Origin of the sequence: Hungatella sp. SB206 (assembly GCF_051132295.1) — a bacterium.
GTDB lineage: Bacteria > Bacillota > Clostridia > Lachnospirales > Lachnospiraceae > Hungatella > Hungatella effluvii.
This window is the reverse complement of record NZ_CP096603.1, coordinates 2,846,755-2,862,989: the sequence shown is the minus strand read 5'-3', so window position 1 is coordinate 2,862,989 and position 16,235 is coordinate 2,846,755. Positions and strand designations below refer to the sequence as shown.

Annotated in this window: 15 protein-coding genes; 1 reads left to right on the top strand and 14 read right to left on the bottom strand. The window is 51.3% G+C overall.

The window, feature by feature from the left end; all coding sequences use genetic code 11:
- Positions 1-233: 233 nt before the first annotated feature.
- On the top strand, positions 234-1,076 hold the full coding sequence (locus M1L66_RS12435) for a DegV family protein (RefSeq protein ID WP_434693294.1): 843 nt from the start codon (positions 234-236) through the stop codon (positions 1,074-1,076).
- Positions 1,077-1,169: 93 nt separating this feature from the next.
- On the opposite strand, the gene M1L66_RS12430 is transcribed toward M1L66_RS12435, so the two are convergent.
- From M1L66_RS12430 to M1L66_RS12365, 14 genes are all read right to left on the bottom strand, one after another.
- Positions 1,170-1,709, bottom strand: a complete 540-nt coding sequence (locus M1L66_RS12430; protein WP_434693292.1) for an FmdE family protein — start codon at positions 1,707-1,709, stop codon at positions 1,170-1,172.
- On the bottom strand, positions 1,710-3,353 hold the full coding sequence (locus M1L66_RS12425) for an ABC transporter ATP-binding protein (protein ID WP_434693289.1): 1,644 nt from the start codon (positions 3,351-3,353) through the stop codon (positions 1,710-1,712).
- Positions 3,354-3,371: 18 nt separating this feature from the next.
- Positions 3,372-4,175, bottom strand: a complete 804-nt coding sequence (locus M1L66_RS12420; RefSeq protein ID WP_187020959.1) for an ABC transporter permease — start codon at positions 4,173-4,175, stop codon at positions 3,372-3,374.
- On the bottom strand, positions 4,172-5,137 hold the full coding sequence (locus M1L66_RS12415; protein WP_434693287.1) for an ABC transporter permease: 966 nt from the start codon (positions 5,135-5,137) through the stop codon (positions 4,172-4,174). Before M1L66_RS12415 ends, M1L66_RS12420 begins: the two co-directional genes overlap by 4 nt.
- A gap of 6 nt (positions 5,138-5,143) precedes the next feature.
- Positions 5,144-6,793, bottom strand: a complete 1,650-nt coding sequence (locus tag M1L66_RS12410; RefSeq protein WP_434693284.1) for an ABC transporter substrate-binding protein — start codon at positions 6,791-6,793, stop codon at positions 5,144-5,146.
- A gap of 273 nt (positions 6,794-7,066) precedes the next feature.
- Positions 7,067-8,284, bottom strand: coding sequence for a sensor histidine kinase (locus M1L66_RS12405; protein ID WP_187020964.1), 1,218 nt, complete (start codon positions 8,282-8,284; stop codon positions 7,067-7,069).
- Positions 8,281-8,970, bottom strand: coding sequence for a response regulator transcription factor (locus tag M1L66_RS12400; RefSeq protein ID WP_187020966.1), 690 nt, complete (start codon positions 8,968-8,970; stop codon positions 8,281-8,283). The genes M1L66_RS12405 and M1L66_RS12400 overlap by 4 nt, the downstream gene beginning before the upstream one ends.
- A gap of 115 nt (positions 8,971-9,085) precedes the next feature.
- Complete coding sequence (locus M1L66_RS12395; protein WP_187020967.1) at positions 9,086-10,162, bottom strand: ABC transporter permease; 1,077 nt, start codon at positions 10,160-10,162, stop codon at positions 9,086-9,088.
- Positions 10,089-11,126 (bottom strand): ABC transporter ATP-binding protein, encoded by a 1,038-nt coding sequence (locus M1L66_RS12390; protein ID WP_187020969.1) that lies wholly within the window; start codon positions 11,124-11,126, stop codon positions 10,089-10,091. The genes M1L66_RS12395 and M1L66_RS12390 overlap by 74 nt, the downstream gene beginning before the upstream one ends.
- A gap of 36 nt (positions 11,127-11,162) precedes the next feature.
- Positions 11,163-12,371: a COG1470 family protein gene (locus M1L66_RS12385; protein WP_187020971.1), complete on the bottom strand. Its 1,209-nt coding sequence runs from the start codon at positions 12,369-12,371 to the stop codon at positions 11,163-11,165.
- A gap of 198 nt (positions 12,372-12,569) precedes the next feature.
- Entirely contained in the window at positions 12,570-12,848 is a 279-nt protein-coding gene (locus tag M1L66_RS12380) for a type II toxin-antitoxin system HicB family antitoxin (protein WP_187020972.1), read from the bottom strand.
- An 83-nt stretch (positions 12,849-12,931) separates the two neighbouring features.
- The gene (locus M1L66_RS12375) at positions 12,932-13,789 is read right to left on the bottom strand and encodes a carbohydrate ABC transporter permease (RefSeq protein ID WP_434693277.1); all 858 of its coding nucleotides are present in this window, start codon (positions 13,787-13,789) and stop codon (positions 12,932-12,934) included.
- Positions 13,789-14,703, bottom strand: coding sequence for a carbohydrate ABC transporter permease (locus tag M1L66_RS12370; protein WP_434693274.1), 915 nt, complete (start codon positions 14,701-14,703; stop codon positions 13,789-13,791). Before M1L66_RS12370 ends, M1L66_RS12375 begins: the two co-directional genes overlap by 1 nt.
- Positions 14,704-14,768: 65 nt before the next feature.
- Complete coding sequence (locus tag M1L66_RS12365) at positions 14,769-16,187, bottom strand: ABC transporter substrate-binding protein (RefSeq protein WP_434693273.1); 1,419 nt, start codon at positions 16,185-16,187, stop codon at positions 14,769-14,771.
- Between the last annotated feature and the right edge of the window lie 48 nt (positions 16,188-16,235).

The window sequence follows — 16,235 nt, the reverse complement described above, 5'->3', positions numbered from 1 at the left end:
GCGGCGGAATATTCGCCGCCGCGGCAGCCGCCAAAAGAATGAACAGGCATGTCTGCCCGGCATTGATATTAAGTATACTATATTCGCTGGCGGGGAAGTATTAAGTTTCTCTTGCAAATTAGAGAATTATATGGACAGAAATGCAGAAAAACAGGAAGATTTTATTGACACAGCGGCATTTTTATGAGATACTGGATTATATAGTTTTGATTACTACATATGGAGGTTCCAATATGAAAACTGCTATTTTGATTGATTCCGGCTGTGACGTTTCTGACGAGCTGGTTCAAAAATATCATATGAAGGTTATGCCCCTTCACATTATTTACCCGGAGAAGGATTACGTTGACGGAGTTGATATTTTTCCGGAAACGATTTATCAGAGATTTCCAAAGGAGATCCCCTCTACCTCCACGCCAAGTCCACAGGACGTTAAAAATATGGTGGAGGAAATGAAAGCGGAGGGATATACTCATGTGCTGGCATTTTCCATTTCCAGCGGCCTTAGCGGCACGTATAATACGGTCAGCCACGTGCTCGGTGAAGAACAGGAACTGACTTCCTTTGTTCTGGATACCAGAAGTGTCTCCTTCGGCGCGGGAATTCTGGCGCTCTGGGCGGCTATGAAGCTGGAGGAAGGCATGAGTTATGATGAGCTGACCGAGGCACTGCCAAAGAAAGTGAAGGAATGCAAGATATTTTATTACATGGATACGCTGACCTATCTGCGCAAGGGCGGCCGGATCGGGCTTGTCACCTCAGTCGTAGGCAGCATGCTGAATTTAAAGCCGATTATCTCCTGTAATGAAGAAGGTGTCTACTATACAGTCGCCAAAATCCGGGGTTCCAGACAGGGACTTTCCAGACTTCTGGCGGAAGTAAAGGCCTTCGCAGGCGATGGTCCCTGCCTCACAGCCCTCTTAAACGGTGACGGAAAAGAAGCCGCCGAAGAGTTGCGGCCGAAACTGCTCACCGGTATTCCCCAGGGAACGCTGATCATGGAAAAGGCCATAACAGCCTCTCTGGCCGTGCATACCGGTCCCGGATTGGTTGGGATTGGAGCGCTTAAATTATAAAACACGCATAAGAGTAACGTCATAAAAAATGCCATGACAGCAGGCGCCGGATTATCGGTATGGCCTGTTTTCATGGCATTGTATTTTTCTGTTCTAGACCCGGAACCTGTCATACTCTTTCCAGCAGTCCAGACAAAGCTTCTTTCCGTCCTGAAGCCGCATCATATGTTCCGCGGTGGTCTCTTTGCAGCAGTCGCAGGGACATGACCGGAACAGCCTGGCTCTTTCCGGAATATGGCATACAGCCTCTTTCACGTCAAATAATTCTTCCGGTTCCCTCTTCTGAAGATACGCAAAAGACTCTTCCTTCGACGCAAAATCCGGACGTTCTCTTAACACCAGACGGACAGACTTCCCCGTTTTCCGGTTAGAAAAGGAAAACGCCTGCTTACCCCTCATATGAAACAGCAGATTCCCCTTTCCAATGCTGCATCCCAGCACAACCTGAATAGCGTCCACGCCGCAGGCGTCGTTCTCGGAAATACATACCACTTCCTCGTCCTCGGAAAAGCCCAGTTCCAAAAGCTCCATTGCGTATAAGGCCGCTTTATATCCGATTGTCAGTCCACCGCACACGTGACCATGAAATTTTGCACACTGTTCCCATAATTCTTGCTTCTCTTCTGCTCTCATTTAAAATTCCTCCATTTGATAAATACTGCACTCAATCCGGTCCGCAACAGGGGCAAACGGCTGCAGTCTTCCATTCTTTAACAGATAAATGCGGTCTGATACCTTCGCCGCGCAGGTTAAATCGTGAGTCACCATCAGTATACTGAATCCTCTGCTGTTCTGAAGCCCCTTCAAAAAACGCAGCACATTAGCCTTGCTCGACGGATCCAGCATGGAAGTGGGCTCGTCCGCTATCATCAGCGCCGGTTCCATGGTCAGCGCCCTTGCGATACAGATTCTCTGTTTCTGCCCTCCGGACAGTTTCTTCACTCTGGTATTCAGGAAACGCGCATCAGCCGGCAGTCCCACATCACGAAGCGCCTGTCCGATCCGGTCCTTCACCGTATCTGCGTCAGCCTGGCCGGACAGAGTTAAAGGCTCGCTTACCGCTTCCCGGACAGTCATGGAGGGATTCACGGATTCATTGCTGTCCTGAAATACCATCTGGACACCATGACTGCTCTTATGAAGCTGTTTATAGTCGGCGGTTTTACCGTCATACAACACATTACCTTCAAATTCGTCCATATATCCGCCGAGTATTCTGGAAAGCGTCGTCTTCCCAACGCCTGATTTTCCTACCAGGGAGATAAACTCTCCGTGTTCTATCTCCAGACTGGCGTCCCGCAGTACGTCCTGCTTCCCATACCGCTTACCGATGTGCTGCGCTTCCAGCAGAGTTACAATCCCGCCCCGGTTGCAGGCTACCTGCCTGCCATCGCCGTTTTCCGTGAGAGAAGGCCTTTTCGTCCGGCAGATATCCAGTCTCTGACAGCATCTTCCGAAAAACGGACAGCCTCCCAGCCCCTCTTCCTCTGCCGGCCTGATCCCCCAGATATCCTTCAGGAGATTTAAATCCATGGAGGCCCTTAAAAGCCCCTGGGTGTAGGGATGCTTCGGCCGCTCCAGAACCTTTTCCGTCAGTCCCGCCTCTTCCACCACGCCTCCGTACAGGATCATAATCCTGCTGCTCAGCTCCCTGGCCAGGCGCAGATCATGGGTGATGATCAGAAATGCGGTCCCGTGTTCCCGGTTAATCCTGCGGATCAGATCGATAAACGCTTTTCTGGAATTGGCATCCATGGAACTGGTCGGCTCATCTAAAATCACCATTTCAGGTGACAGTGCCATAGCATTGGCCAGTAAGAACTTCTGCGCCATCCCTCCGGATAGCTGGTCCGGGTAGCGCTCTAAGTCCGTTTCCTCCAGCCCCACCATTACCATCAGTATTTTCATGCGCTCCCGGTGCTCTCGGGCCGGATATTTTTTAATCAGTGTTTCCCGGAGCTGCTCTCTCAGCCTCATGGAGGGATTCAGCCATTCTCCCGAATTCTGAAAGACGATGGAAAACAGTTCCATCCGAATCCGGCGCACTTCCTCCTCTTTCATCTTATACAGGGAACTGCCGGCTATCACCACCTCACCCGCCACAGCCGCTTCCTCCTCCAGCAGACGGGACAGCGCCCGGGCCAGTGTAGTCTTGCCGCTTCCCGACTCTCCGGCTGCCGCCAGGATCTCCCCTCTCTTCATGGAAAAAGAGCATGGGCCCAGCGTAAATCCGGGATATTCCACCGTCAGACCATGTACATTCAGAATTTCACTCATAATTTCTCATTCCTCCTCTCATTCCTCCCGCAGCAGCCACTCCTCCAGAGCCTGTGACAACAGCCTTAAGCAGAGAATTGTGAGCACCAGCATTGTCACCGGCGGGATCAGCCACCACGTCCAGTAATCGGTGAAATAGATTCCCGTAAAGGAGGATGCATTCTGTATCATCAGTCCCCAGGACTTCGCAAGGGGATCGGACAGTCCCAGATACGCCAGGGAAGACTCCTGGATGATGGTCCTGCCAGTAACTGCAGCCGCATTGACTAAGAGCAGCGGAAGTATTTCACCCAGCATATGCTTTCTCACAATATACCACGGACTGGCGCCGTAGCTCTTTGCCAGCACCACGTATTTCCTGTTCTTTACGGACATCACCTTGGCGCGCACCTGTTTTGCAATGGATGCCCAGGAGAAGGCCGAGACGATCAGGATGATATTCCAGATACTCTGTCCCCAGAACGCTCCGATCACAATCATAACCGGAAGCTGCGGAACAGACAGAAACACATTGGTAATAAAGGAGAGGACCGCATCAGTCCTTTTTCCGCAGTATCCCGCGCATACGCCGAACAGTCCGCCTGCGGCAAAGGAGCAGGCGGCCGCTGTCACTCCCGTCATCATGCTCAGATAAAATCCCTTCGACAGCTGGGCAAAAATATCGATTCCCAGGTTGTCCGTACCCAGAAAGTGGATGGCCGACGGCGCTTCGAGGGAGGCGCCGGAAGACTTAACCGGGCTGTGGGGGTACAGTGTCAGGCCATACAGGCAGACAGCCGCCAGAAGAAGCAGGAGGATGAAATACCTTCTGATTCGTTTCATCTCAATTCCTCCCGGTCAATCCCTGCGTTCAGCACGTCCGCCAGAAACAGGCTGGTGAGCACCAGAACCGTTGACAGCAGAAAAAATCCCTGTATCATCGTATAGTCCCTGTACCGCACGGCTTCCCGCATCACCAGCCCCAGCCCCGGATAAGCAAATACATTTTCGATCAGCAGCGTACCGCCAACCGCGGTTCCGACATTCAGGAAAAAACGAACCACGATCGGCGTCATACCGTTTCTGAATATGTAGCTCCAGCGGATTCTTCCCGCTTTCAGCCCCTTGGCCCTGGCATTCATGAGATACGGTTTCGACATCACCTCCAGGAAGCTGGCTCTCGCCGTGAAGTAAAATCCGGGAAACATCACAATAACGAGGGACAGCACCGGCAGAAAGCCATGGGAGATAAAATCCCACGCCTTCTCCCCGCCCGTCTCGTATCTGGCGAATGCCGTCGCCCCGCCTGACAGAGGCAGCCATGAAACCTTTGCCGCCACCAGAAATAAGAGCAGCAGCCCGACTAAATAGGCGGGCACCTCCGTAAGGGCAGATAATATCCGAAAGACCGCCCGGTCGAACCATTTTTTCTGCATTCCAAACAGCGCCAGCGCCGTACCGGTCACCAGGCTCAGGCTTAACGACACGCCCATGACAGAAAGGCTCCAGGGCAGGCGTTCCTTAAGCACAGTAGTCACCGGCTTTTTGTAATGGATGCTCAATCCAAGATCTCCGGTCAGATTTTTCCTGACTGTCTGTACCAGCTGCTCAGCCAACGGCTGATCCAGGCCGTAATACGCCCTCATCTGATCCAGCTGCTCTTTCGTATACTCGGTATCCATGTCCTCGCCGGAAACCGATGAGGTATACAGAAGCGGATCTCCCGGCATCAGGCGGGGAATGAAAAAGTCAAACAGGTAAATCACCAGAAAGGTACAGATAAACAGTGTGATTCGTTTTCTCATAAGCGTTTATCTTTCCATATAGGACAGACGGGTCTGTTCCGTCTGCTGATACGCGTACGTCTTCATCCAGCCGTCGTAATAATCCTTGCGGTACATGGAGTAGGAGGACTGATTTGCGATGACGATCAGCGGGACTTCCTCGCTGACCAGATACTCCAGATCCTGAAACATCTGTCTGCGGGCCTCGAAATCCACTTCCCTCATCTGGTCCTCGGCCAGCTTCGTGATCTCATCGCTGCTGTAGCCGATCGGTCCCATGCTGTGCGGATTACCTCCCTTATTCTTCGAACGGTCGGAGAAAATGGTTCTCATATATTTCGGCGGATTATTGCCCCAGCCGCCATTGCCTACCAGCGCAAATTCATATTTTCCCACATGGACCATCTCATCACGGGAAGCCGAATCGTAGGCTGCAACCGTCACTTTTACACCGGCCGCCTCCAAATCCTGTTTGATAAGCTCTGCTATATCCACATCGGAGCCGCTGTCGGCCGCCAGAAGGGTCACTTCATAGTTTTTACTCTCCAGTGCGGACTTCGCTTTTTCCGGATCATATGGGTAGGCCACAACGTGATCGTTGTAATAAAGGCTTCCCTGCGGAACGTATCCCGCGCTACCCACGCTTCCGGCTCCGCGGAATACCTTGTCCACGACCGCCTGACGGTCCAGGGCCGCATACACAGCCTTTCTCTGGTCCAGATCGAGAAAACCGGGACATTTTTCAAAATTAATCAGGAGCTTGTATCCCATGTCATTGGCTTTTTCCACCACGCCGATCCCCGGATCGCTTAAGTATTTATCCTTTAAATCAGCCGGCATGCCGGTGATGTCGATCTCGTGATTTTCAAATGCCAGAAGGGGATCGCTGACAGGAACAAACAGCACGCGGTCGGCTGCCGGTTTTCCGCCCTTGAAGTCATCGAACGCGGTGAATTCATAGCTTCCGGTGGCCCCGTCATAGGCGGTACAACGGTATGCTCCGCTGCCCGTCAAATATCCGTCGCCCGTGTAGGTGTTCGGATCTTCCACCTTCTCCCACACGTGTCTTGGAATAATCACAAACGAACCGATGCTGCTCAGCGTATCCGCAGCGGCCTCTTTTACCGTGATGGTAATCGTGCGGTCGTCCACAACGGTGTAATGGTCGATCAGGAAGCTGTCCCCCGCTCCCAGCGAGTTGGATACCGGCGGATGTTCCCTGAAATAGTCTATGGTAAAGGCGACATCTTCTGTCGTCAGAGGCGTACCGTCGTGGAATTTTGTATCGGGAAACAGGGTAAACGTATAGTCACTGCCGTTCATTTCCCAGGACTGGGCAAGCCATGGAATATCTCCCGTCTCATCTTCGTCGATCAGGCTTGCAAACACCAGATTCATCTTGGCGCTTCCCGGGCCGCGGGATGCGTTTAAATAAGGGCTGGGAGCTCCCCAGTCCGTCCCTCCCGCCAGCTTAAGCGTCTCCACCAGATGGCCCTGTTTCGTCCGGCCTTCCGTATCCCCGTTCTCCGCCTCAGCGGTCTGTTCTGTATGATTCACTGATTCTGACGCCTGTACCGACGTCCCTGCCGCCGGCGTCCCCTGCTTTCCGCAGCCGGTTACTGCGGCCATCGCCATCATGGCTCCAAATAGAAAGCTCACTAATTTTCTTGATCTCATTGCTTCCTCCATCTCATCTCTCCTGTATTTGTACCCTTCCCAGCTGTCTTTACTGCGGCGATTATGATGAAAGGCCCGTCTCACCGGACCGTTCCGCCTGACATAAAAAAAGCCACGAAAGCAGGCACCTGCAAAGCGGTGCGATATCCTTCATGGTATTAAGCTTCATCTTCATGATGACGTTAGGAATAGTTTATCATAGATTAGTCAAACTTTCCAGAATTTTTACACAATCGTTTGCGTATAAGGAGAGAGGCGGATTTCCCTCCTCTCTCATCTTCTTCTCACGGTCAAATAGAAACAGTTCATTCCATCCCGGTATTCCATTCCAATCTTTGCTCTGTGTTTTCCAGCCGTCTCCGCGGCGATAGCCAGTCCCAGGCCGTAGCCGCTGCAGCTGCTTCTGGCGCTGTCTTCTCTGTAGAAACGCCGGAAGATCAGGGAACGTTTCTCTTCCGGTATGGGTTCTCCCTGGCTGTTCACCCAGAGCTTTGCCCGTTTTCTGCCTGCCGCCTCCAGCTTCACCACGGTTTTCCCTTTGGGAAGGGAGTATTTCACCGCGTTGTCTAAAAGCGCCTTGACCAGCTGTCCCACCTGATCCGGATCGCCCAGCATCTGCACCTCCTCGTCCAGCTGATACTCCAGCTGCTTTTCCTCCTGATAGAAAACCGGTTCGAAGGTCAGCACCTTTTCCATCACCAGATCGCTCAGGCTGAAGAGATGGAAGGTCCCCTTCTTTGGCGTGAGGGCGTCATTTTTGGCAAGCAGGAGCAGACTCTCCACCAGGAAACGCATCTCCCTGCATTCCTGAAGGATGTGCTCCAGCCATTTATCCGCCTCGGTGGATATACCCGTATACTGTTCCTGAAGCAGCTCGGTGTTAGCCGTAATCACCGTCAGAGGCGTCTTCAGTTCATGGGAGGCGTCGGCCACAAACTGCTTCTGCATCCGTATGGACTCTTCCACCGGCTTAACAGCCCATCGGGAAAAGAAGTAGGACAGTACCAGGAAACCGATCCAGATACCGGCGCAGGCCAGGCCTCCATACTGCATGACACCGTTTCGCAGGGTGTCCTCATAGGAGGTGTCGGCAAACGCAATCATATATCCGGTGGGGCGGCTGACCCGCAGATACCGAAGATGGTAGCCCTCCAGAAGCCCCATGTCCTCCTCGCCGGCCATTCCCAAAAATGCCATCTCCTCTAAGAATTCCTGTCCCGGAAATGCTTCATAGCCGCCTTCCCACGGCGTCACCATGCCATCCTCCCCTACCATAACGGAGAAATACGGCGTCTGCGCAGGCGAACGGGTGGTGAAGATCAAGGGATGCTCCTCCTGCGACACCACCTTCGCCAGCGCCAGCCTTCCCTGCGCGCTGACCCGTTTCTCCATGATAAATGCCACCGCACAGAAGGTAATCCCGATAACCGCCGTCACGATCAGCATGTTATAGCAGATAAATTTCATCCGAAGCCTGCTTATCTCCTTCATTCCCGTCCGCCTCCTCCATTCTTCTCCATGATCCGGTATCCCAGCCTGCGGATGGTCACAATCACCACATCCGCTTTCAAGAACTCCAGCTTCTTTCTCAAAAATGAAATGTATATCTCCACATTGTTATCGACCGCCTCGCCGTCGCTGCCCCAGATCTTCGACAGGAGCGTCTCCTTGGAAACTACCATGTCGCGGTTCACGAAAAGGATCCGGAGGAGGTCATACTCCTTCTTACCCAGCCGGATGCTTTTTTCCGGCCCACTTAACGTATAGTCCGCCTGGTTCAGCGATATGTTGCCCAGGCTTAAGCATTCCGGAATGACCTCTCCCCGGCGCCGTAATATCGTCTTCATCACGGCCAGCAGCTCCTGCATGTCAAAGGGCTTTGTCAGGTAATAATCGGCTCCGCTCTCCAGCCCCAGCACCCGGTCGTCGATCTCGCTCCGGGCAGTAAGAATCAGCACGGGAACGGAACAACCGCTCTTTCGGGCCTTCTTAAGCAGCGTGATCCCGTCCATTCCCGGCAGCATCAAATCCAGCACGGCCGCGTCATAACCGCCGTCCGTGAGCAAAAAGTATCCCGTATTCCCGTCACCGCAGATATCACAGTCATACCAGTGTTTCAGGATGTCACGGATGGATTCCGCCAGCCGCCTGTTGTCTTCCACGATCAGTACACGCATTTTTTCATCTCCTTATAACAGAAAAATCCATCTGTATTCTCTCTCAATTCTACGGAGAATGCAAGAGAACACCGATGGATTTTACAGATAATTCACAAAACAGCGGTTTATCGCCCTACCGTCCCCGGATTTCCTTTCTCATAAAACTGATATAGGAGACGGCAAAGACTACGGCAGTCAATGCCAGCAAGCCCGTCAGGTGCGGCCATACCAGCAGCAGACTCTGTCCCAGGGACAGATATCCGTTTATAGCGCCTGACAGCTGCTGCGGAAGTATGATGTTGGTGGAGCGCACCTGCGGATTCATGATGGTCGATACCGCCTCACTGTACAGATAGTACGGGGAGAGACGGTTTAAATTCATCTGGCAGTTATAATTGGCCAGAATCTGCGATGCGGTTGCTGTCTGCCCCATGGGGTAAAGCACGTTGGCTGCGATACTGACAACCAGCGTCATAAACAGAGCGAAAAAAATCCACAGCGCGATTACCACCATGGCCGATGTGGCCGCATGGCGGCACAGCACGGAGAACAGGATAGAGAGCGCCAGCCAGAAACAGATATAGACGGAAGTAAAGAACAGCAGGATGAGCACCCGTCCCAGTTCCTCCCCGGATGGCGGGATTCCCGTGGCCAGCAGCCCCACCGCTCCTGCGATCAGTCCCATGGAGAAGACCATCAGGAATATGATGGTGGCTCCGGCCAGAAACTTGCCGTTAATGACCGCATCCCGGTAAATCGGCTGGGCCACAAGGCGGTTTAAGGTTCCTTCCGAGCGCTCGCTGTTGATGGCGTCAAAGCCAAGCGCCAGACCGACAAAGGGGCCTAAAAGCGCAATAAACGAGGTGAACGAAGGAATGGAATTCCCGCTCAATGTAAACAGTTTTAAAAAGATGTAGCCGGAGTCAGACGTAGTCTCCGAGGAGAGGCTGGAAAGCGCTCCGTAAATGCTGGCACAGCTGGTTAAAAGGATTAAGAGCAGCACGATCAGGAACCGTTTGCTGTGAATATGGTCCGACATCTCCTTATGATATAAGGCTCCCATGCCGCTCATTCCCGAGCGGATGCCTCCACCCGAAAAGACACTTCCGCCACGGGAGACGCCTCCGCCCGCACCGTCACTCCTCTCCCTGGCGCTGTTCCCTGCCGAAAGAAAGGAAGCCTTTACTTTTCCTTTGATTGAGACTGCCATTTCCCTTCTCTCCTTTCTCAAAATACGTGCGGTAGATCTCATCCAGATCATTTCCCCTCTGCCTCAAATGGCACAGGCTGTAGCCGCCCTCCAGCGCCCTTCGGTTCAGTTCACGGCTTAAGTCCGAGCTGGAATAGATCACATAGAAATCCCCGCTTCGCTCTATCTTCTCTACATTTCCCAAGTGCTCCAGAAGCTCTTTAAAGCCCCGGTCGTCCGGGACAGCCGCGGCCTCCAGCACGTAATGTCCCTCCCGGCGCATCTGCCCGGCCAGATCGTCGATCCTTCCGCAGGCGATCAACTGCCCCTCTACAAACAGGCCCACGCGGTCGCACACCTGCTGAATCTGGTAGAGCTGATGCGACGAGATCAGAATGGTCCGGCCATCCTCCTCAGCCAGGCTCCGGATTAAAAACATGAGTTCTCTCATACCCTCAGGATCGATTCCCAGCGTCGGTTCATCCATAATGACCACCTTAGGGTCCTTCATCAGTACGTCCGCGATTCCCAGACGCTGCTTCATGCCCCGGGAATACGTTCCCGTCTTCTGGTCCGCAGCCCCGGTCATGCCGACTTTCTCCAGCAGATCTCCGATCCGTTCTTCAATCACCGCCTTAGGCAGCCCGTTTAACTGCCCCGTAAACCGGAGATTTTCCCTCCCGGTCATATCGGAATAAAAGCCCACGCTGTCCGGTAAATATCCTACCATCCTTTTCACCTCGATGGCCTGTCTGGTGCAGTCCTTTCCGTCAATCGAGGCGCTCCCGGCTGTCGGCTCCGTCAGACCTAAGAGCATCAGGGTCGTGGTCGTCTTTCCGGCCCCATTGGGCCCGAGGAGCCCGAATACCTCTCCCCTGCGAATAGACAGCGTCAGGTCGCTGACCGCCTTCTTTTCCCCGTAAGCCTTGGTTAAATGGTCCGTTTTTATCATCATATCATCTTCATAATTTGCAGCAATGTCCATAACAATGACCCCTTTCCGGCGTGACAGCCCTTTCGGCTATCTTCTGCCGTATTTACGGAATACGTAGCCCAGCCCGCCTGCTGTACACAGGATGATTACGACCGCCACGATGCCCCAGATGGTGCTGGTCTTCACGGACACACGGAAATCCGCGCTGGATTCTGCCTGATCACATTTTGCCGTAAAGGTATTCACATAGTCTCCGGTAATGGCCTCGGAGCCCGGTTTTACGTGGGCGATAACTTCCGTCGTGGAACCGGCGGGAATGGACGGGATCACGTTGTTTTCCAGGTTATAGGTTACGGTCCATCCGGATGGCAGGGAGGAATTTAAGGATACGTCCTGTAAATCCACATTGCCTGTATTCGTCACATTCAAGGTTACGTCCGCTTCTTTTCCCGCATAGGCGTCAAAGCTCAGCCGTCCATCCGGCGTTCCCACCTTCAGGCCGTAGCTGCCGGTGATCACCACCTTTAAATCCGTGCTGAGAGTCTCCTCCGCGGAAACCGCGCTGCATGAAATATCGTATTCCCCGGCGGCGATTCCCTCCGGCGGTGTGACAGACACGGTCATGCCCTTGCTGGTGCTGGATTCCACCTCGATCGCCGCTACCTTTGTGGTCTCTCCCGTTGGGGTAAAGCTCACGTTCCAGCCTGCCGGCGCGTTGGAAGAGAGGCTGTAGGACTGGCTCTTCAGTCCGTTGTTAATCAGCGTGGTGCTGAAGCTGAAGTTAGTTCCAGTGGTTCCTTCCTGCTGCGGATACTCCGAGGTAAAGCTTCCCTTTCCCGCCTTCATCTCATTGACAAGGAAGGAGATGGACAGTGTGTCGGAGAGGCCGCTCGCCGAGGAGGCGCCTACCTCGACTACGTAGGTTCCCTCTGTCAGTTCCTTTGGTACGGTTACATGAAGCGTCATTTCTGCTCCGGCCTCGCCGTTCTTTACATGGATGCGGCTTACCTGGTAATTACCGCCCTGGAGGTATCCCTCCCAGCCGTCGGGCATGGCGGACACTTTAACCTCTGCATCCAGACCGGAGCCGGTATAATTATCCAGTGTGACCGGGATATTTAAGTTATCCCCGGGCTTAACGGATATTCCGGGATAATCGGTGCTCAGCTTCAGGCCCTCGGCCGCATACGCCGTATGTACATTCAGGAACAGAAACAGCACCGCCGCCATGAATGCTGCCAAAAACGCCCATCTTCTCCTTTTTCCGCTTGGTTTGGTTACAATTGCTTCCTCCATAATATCCTCCTTTTGATGCATCGTTGGCATCCGTATTTTTCTTAAGAAGATCATACCGGAGAAACCTTTAATGAACCTTTAATAAATTTGAACATCCTGTGAAACAAACAGATGGCAGCGGAACGTTTTTATGTAGAACGTTCCGCTGCCATCTGTTTTATAGGCGGCCTGGAATACTTCCAGGCTGACCGTGTCATTTTAATCGTTATCAGGCAGAAGCCTTATGGTGACCATAATATATTTAAGGAGAGCGCCCTCCTCCAGCTTTATATCCTCCGGGTGAGTCTGGTTGGGAAACTCATAGGTTCCCTCCTCCACCTCCAGATAGAGCCAGTTATATGCTGCTTCTCTCGCATGTTCCACCGCGTCCTCCAGATCCGGTCCATCTGCCTCGCAGCACTGCAAATCCGGAAATTCCACATGATAACCTTTATCATCTTTATGGGGCGTAAAAACAGCAGGGTAAGTAAATGTCATAATTATTTCCTCCAGCATTTGTCATAAGCATTATCATTATATACTTATTCTGCCCCTTTGTACAGGTTTTTATCAGAGCCTTTCTATTCTTTGACTGCTCCTGAGGTGAGACCTTCCACCACAAATCTTTGTACCAGAATAAACATGATTCCAGTCGGGATCAGCGCCAAAACACCTCCAGCCATCAATTCTCCCCATTGAACCTCATTTTTGCCGATAAGAGATTTCAGTCCTACCGGTATGGTCCACATATTACTGGTATTGGTAAAGATGGTGCTGGCAATCAGCTCATTCCAGGCGCCTATAAATGCAAATACAAATACCGCCACGATTCCAGGAAACATGACCGGAAGCACAATTCTGATAAGTCCCTGCAATCTTCCGCAGCCGTCCACACGCCCGGCCTCTTCCAGAGAATACGGAATCCTCTCGAAAAAGCTGCGCATGGTAATGACGCAAAACGGAAGATTCACAATCATGTAGTAAATAAAAAGACCTACTCGGGTATCCACCAGCCTCATTTTGGAGTATATCGTATAAAGCGGTATCATAACAAGTATTGCGGGTATCATCTGCGTTACCAGGAAAAACACCAGAATCATGCCTTTCCCCTGAAACTGATACCGCGCAAAGCCATAGCCACCTAAAACGGAAAGAATCGTTACCACCACTCCCGTTGATACGGAAAGTATCAGGCTGTTCTTCAAAAACTGACCGTAGTTCAGCTGAACAAATAAATTCCTGTAATTATCCAGCGTAAACGAATGAGGCACATACGTAACCGTCTGCGCATTGATGATTTCCGCGTTCTCTTTCACAGAAGTAATCACCATCCAGTACACAGGCAGGATTACCAACAGCAGAAAAAATGTTAATATCATGACCCGGGTGATGCGTTTTAGTACTCTCTGTATTTTTCTCCAGTTCCTTCCATTTTTCATCACATGTCACCTGCCTTGCTGTAATTGGTAGTTTTTAAGAATATTGCCACATATACCAGCATTACGACCATCAGCATATTTCCAATCGCCGCAGCCATCCCGAGATCATAGGTGCTGAAGGCGCGGTTATACATATAAGACGGGATCGTCTGAGAACTGCCTCCCGGCCCTCCGTCCGTGATAACAACGATCAGATCGAACGCATTTAAAATCCAGATCGAACGGAGCAGAATCGTCATAATAACCGTCGGTTTGATATAAGGAAGGGTAATACAAAAGAACTTCTTTACAGCACCGCAGCCATCCATGGAAGCAGCTTCATACACGTCGCCGGGAATTGACTGCAAAGCAGCGAGAATCATCATTGCAAAGAACGGAATTCCCGTCCATATCATGGCGATAATCACGACCAGAAGCGATATACCCGGAGTTCCCAGCCATGCAATTTTCTCAGAAATAATCCCCAGCTTATGATACAGCAGATCATTGATCACCCCGTATTCTCCATTAAAAGACCATCGGAATATAATACCTACAACGAAAGCGGAAAACGCCCACGGCAGAAACACAATCGACTGGTAGACTCCCCGTCCACGAAAATTATCTTTTAAAGCAAGTGCCAGGACCAGGCCCAGCAGAAATTGTCCGGCTACGGACAGCACGACATACTCCAGCGTATTGATGGTGATTTTCAGTAAATCCTTATTCCAGACTTTTTTATAGTTATCCAATCCGCAAAACCCTGTATTATTGGGATTCGTCAGCTTATACTGCCGAAAAGAAATGATAACACTGTTCATTAACGGCAGGCCAAACATCAGTAACAGCAGAATGCAGACCGGAGCCAGAAACAGATACGGTTCCCACTTTCTTTTATTTTTTCTGAAAGCAGGTTTTTCGTGTACAACGAACATAAACAATCGCTCCTCTCATTACACGATGAACGGACCGTCCGCATTGCGCAGGCGGTCCGTTTCTTCTATTGCATCGTTCGCGGTTCTTCAACGGTTGACCCGGGATTATCTTTTAAATACGCTTTCATACGCTCTTCCATCACATTGCAGAAGGAATCCAGCGCAGTCTGGGCATCCTGCTGTCCCATCAAATATTTCTGAATCTCTTCTATCATGGGCCCCTGCTGTAAATCCGTTGTTTCAAATGGTCCGAAGGTTGCCGGAACCACAAGATTTGGGCTGTTAAGCTGATAAATAAACGCGGCATACGGTCCGTCTTCCCCAAAATAAGGATCGGACTCGCAGGCCTTTATAACTGGAAGCTGTCCTGCTGTTTTGCAGTAATTCGTATGATTCTCGGGCTGATTCATAAACTGGATCAGTTCATACGCCTGATCCGGCGTTTTGGAACTGGAAGTGATTGCATAGCTGTACCCGCAGGAAACCTGATTATAAATTTTGCCGTCCTTATTACTGCGCGGCATCGGCATAACCGCCCAGGTTCCCTCCTTCATATTCGACTGACAAATAGCCACTACCTCCGGATCGTTATTAAAGGTCCCTGTCAGATCTCCGCAAAAACTGTTTACCATTTCCGTAAATCCCCAGTTAATGGATTCCTTCGGCGCATATCCGTCTTTATACATGTCTGTAAACCTGATAAATGCGTCAACCGCCTCATCCTTATTCAGAAGGCAATTTCCTTCCCCGTTATAAGTATAACCGCCCGTATAGGTATGCAGATAGCTCATAATTACATCGAATGCCCCGCGCGCTCCGCGGTATGTAAGGCCATAACGGTTCTTTGACGCATCCGTCAGCTTCTTATTGACTTCAAAGTAATCATCATAGGTCCAGTCATAATCCAGCGTGATCCCCGCCTCGTCACACCAGTCCTTGCGGACGTAAATGCCTTTTACCATCAATCCGTCCGGTATTGTATATACATCACCATACAGCTTCTGTTGGTTTCCCCAGATTATTTTGTTCACTACATCGGTGTAAAGCTCCTTATCCGGCTCAATAAAATCCGTAACAGGAATGATCCAGCCGGCGGAACGATAATCCGGTATCCAGTTGTCAGGCATCGTAATAATATCCGGCAGGGTATTGGACCCACCCATAACGGTTATCTTATTAGCGGCAGTCTCAAGAGGCGTGCTTTCATACTCCACCTCAATCCCTGTCTCTTTTTCAAAAGTCGCAAATATCTCTTTGAAATAATTATCACGCGTGTCCGATGGTGATATATTCAGAAAACGCAGTTTTACTTTTTCTCCGGAATCCGTGGTACCTGCCGCCTCTGTCCCGGTGCTTTTTTCTGCCTCTCTATCCGCCGCCGTTACGGTTACAGCTTCAGAAGTTTCCTGTTTCTGAGCACCGCAGCCGTTCAGCGCCATGACCAGCATTGCAGCAGACAACATACAACTAACTTTTCTTTTCAATATCTTTTCTCCTCCTATACTTTATCTGTGTTTACAGTTTCGAAAGCT

Excerpts from the sequence above, each read along its gene's own strand:
- M1L66_RS12435 (WP_434693294.1), top strand. The coding sequence starts at position 234 with ATGAAAACTGCTATTTTGATTGATTCCGGCTGTGACGTTTCTGACGAG.
- M1L66_RS12430 (WP_434693292.1), bottom strand. The coding sequence starts at position 1,709 with ATGAGAGCAGAAGAGAAGCAAGAATTATGGGAACAGTGTGCAAAATTT.
- M1L66_RS12425 (WP_434693289.1), bottom strand. The coding sequence starts at position 3,353 with ATGAGTGAAATTCTGAATGTACATGGTCTGACGGTGGAATATCCCGGA.
- M1L66_RS12420 (WP_187020959.1), bottom strand. The coding sequence starts at position 4,175 with ATGAAACGAATCAGAAGGTATTTCATCCTCCTGCTTCTTCTGGCGGCT.
- M1L66_RS12415 (WP_434693287.1), bottom strand. The coding sequence starts at position 5,137 with ATGAGAAAACGAATCACACTGTTTATCTGTACCTTTCTGGTGATTTAC.
- M1L66_RS12410 (WP_434693284.1), bottom strand. The coding sequence starts at position 6,793 with ATGAGATCAAGAAAATTAGTGAGCTTTCTATTTGGAGCCATGATGGCG.
- M1L66_RS12405 (WP_187020964.1), bottom strand. The coding sequence starts at position 8,284 with ATGAAGGAGATAAGCAGGCTTCGGATGAAATTTATCTGCTATAACATG.
- M1L66_RS12400 (WP_187020966.1), bottom strand. The coding sequence starts at position 8,970 with ATGCGTGTACTGATCGTGGAAGACAACAGGCGGCTGGCGGAATCCATC.
- M1L66_RS12395 (WP_187020967.1), bottom strand. The coding sequence starts at position 10,162 with ATGGCAGTCTCAATCAAAGGAAAAGTAAAGGCTTCCTTTCTTTCGGCA.
- M1L66_RS12390 (WP_187020969.1), bottom strand. The coding sequence starts at position 11,126 with ATGGACATTGCTGCAAATTATGAAGATGATATGATGATAAAAACGGAC.
- M1L66_RS12385 (WP_187020971.1), bottom strand. The coding sequence starts at position 12,371 with ATGGAGGAAGCAATTGTAACCAAACCAAGCGGAAAAAGGAGAAGATGG.
- M1L66_RS12380 (WP_187020972.1), bottom strand. The coding sequence starts at position 12,848 with ATGACATTTACTTACCCTGCTGTTTTTACGCCCCATAAAGATGATAAA.
- M1L66_RS12375 (WP_434693277.1), bottom strand. The coding sequence starts at position 13,789 with ATGAAAAATGGAAGGAACTGGAGAAAAATACAGAGAGTACTAAAACGC.
- M1L66_RS12370 (WP_434693274.1), bottom strand. The coding sequence starts at position 14,703 with ATGTTCGTTGTACACGAAAAACCTGCTTTCAGAAAAAATAAAAGAAAG.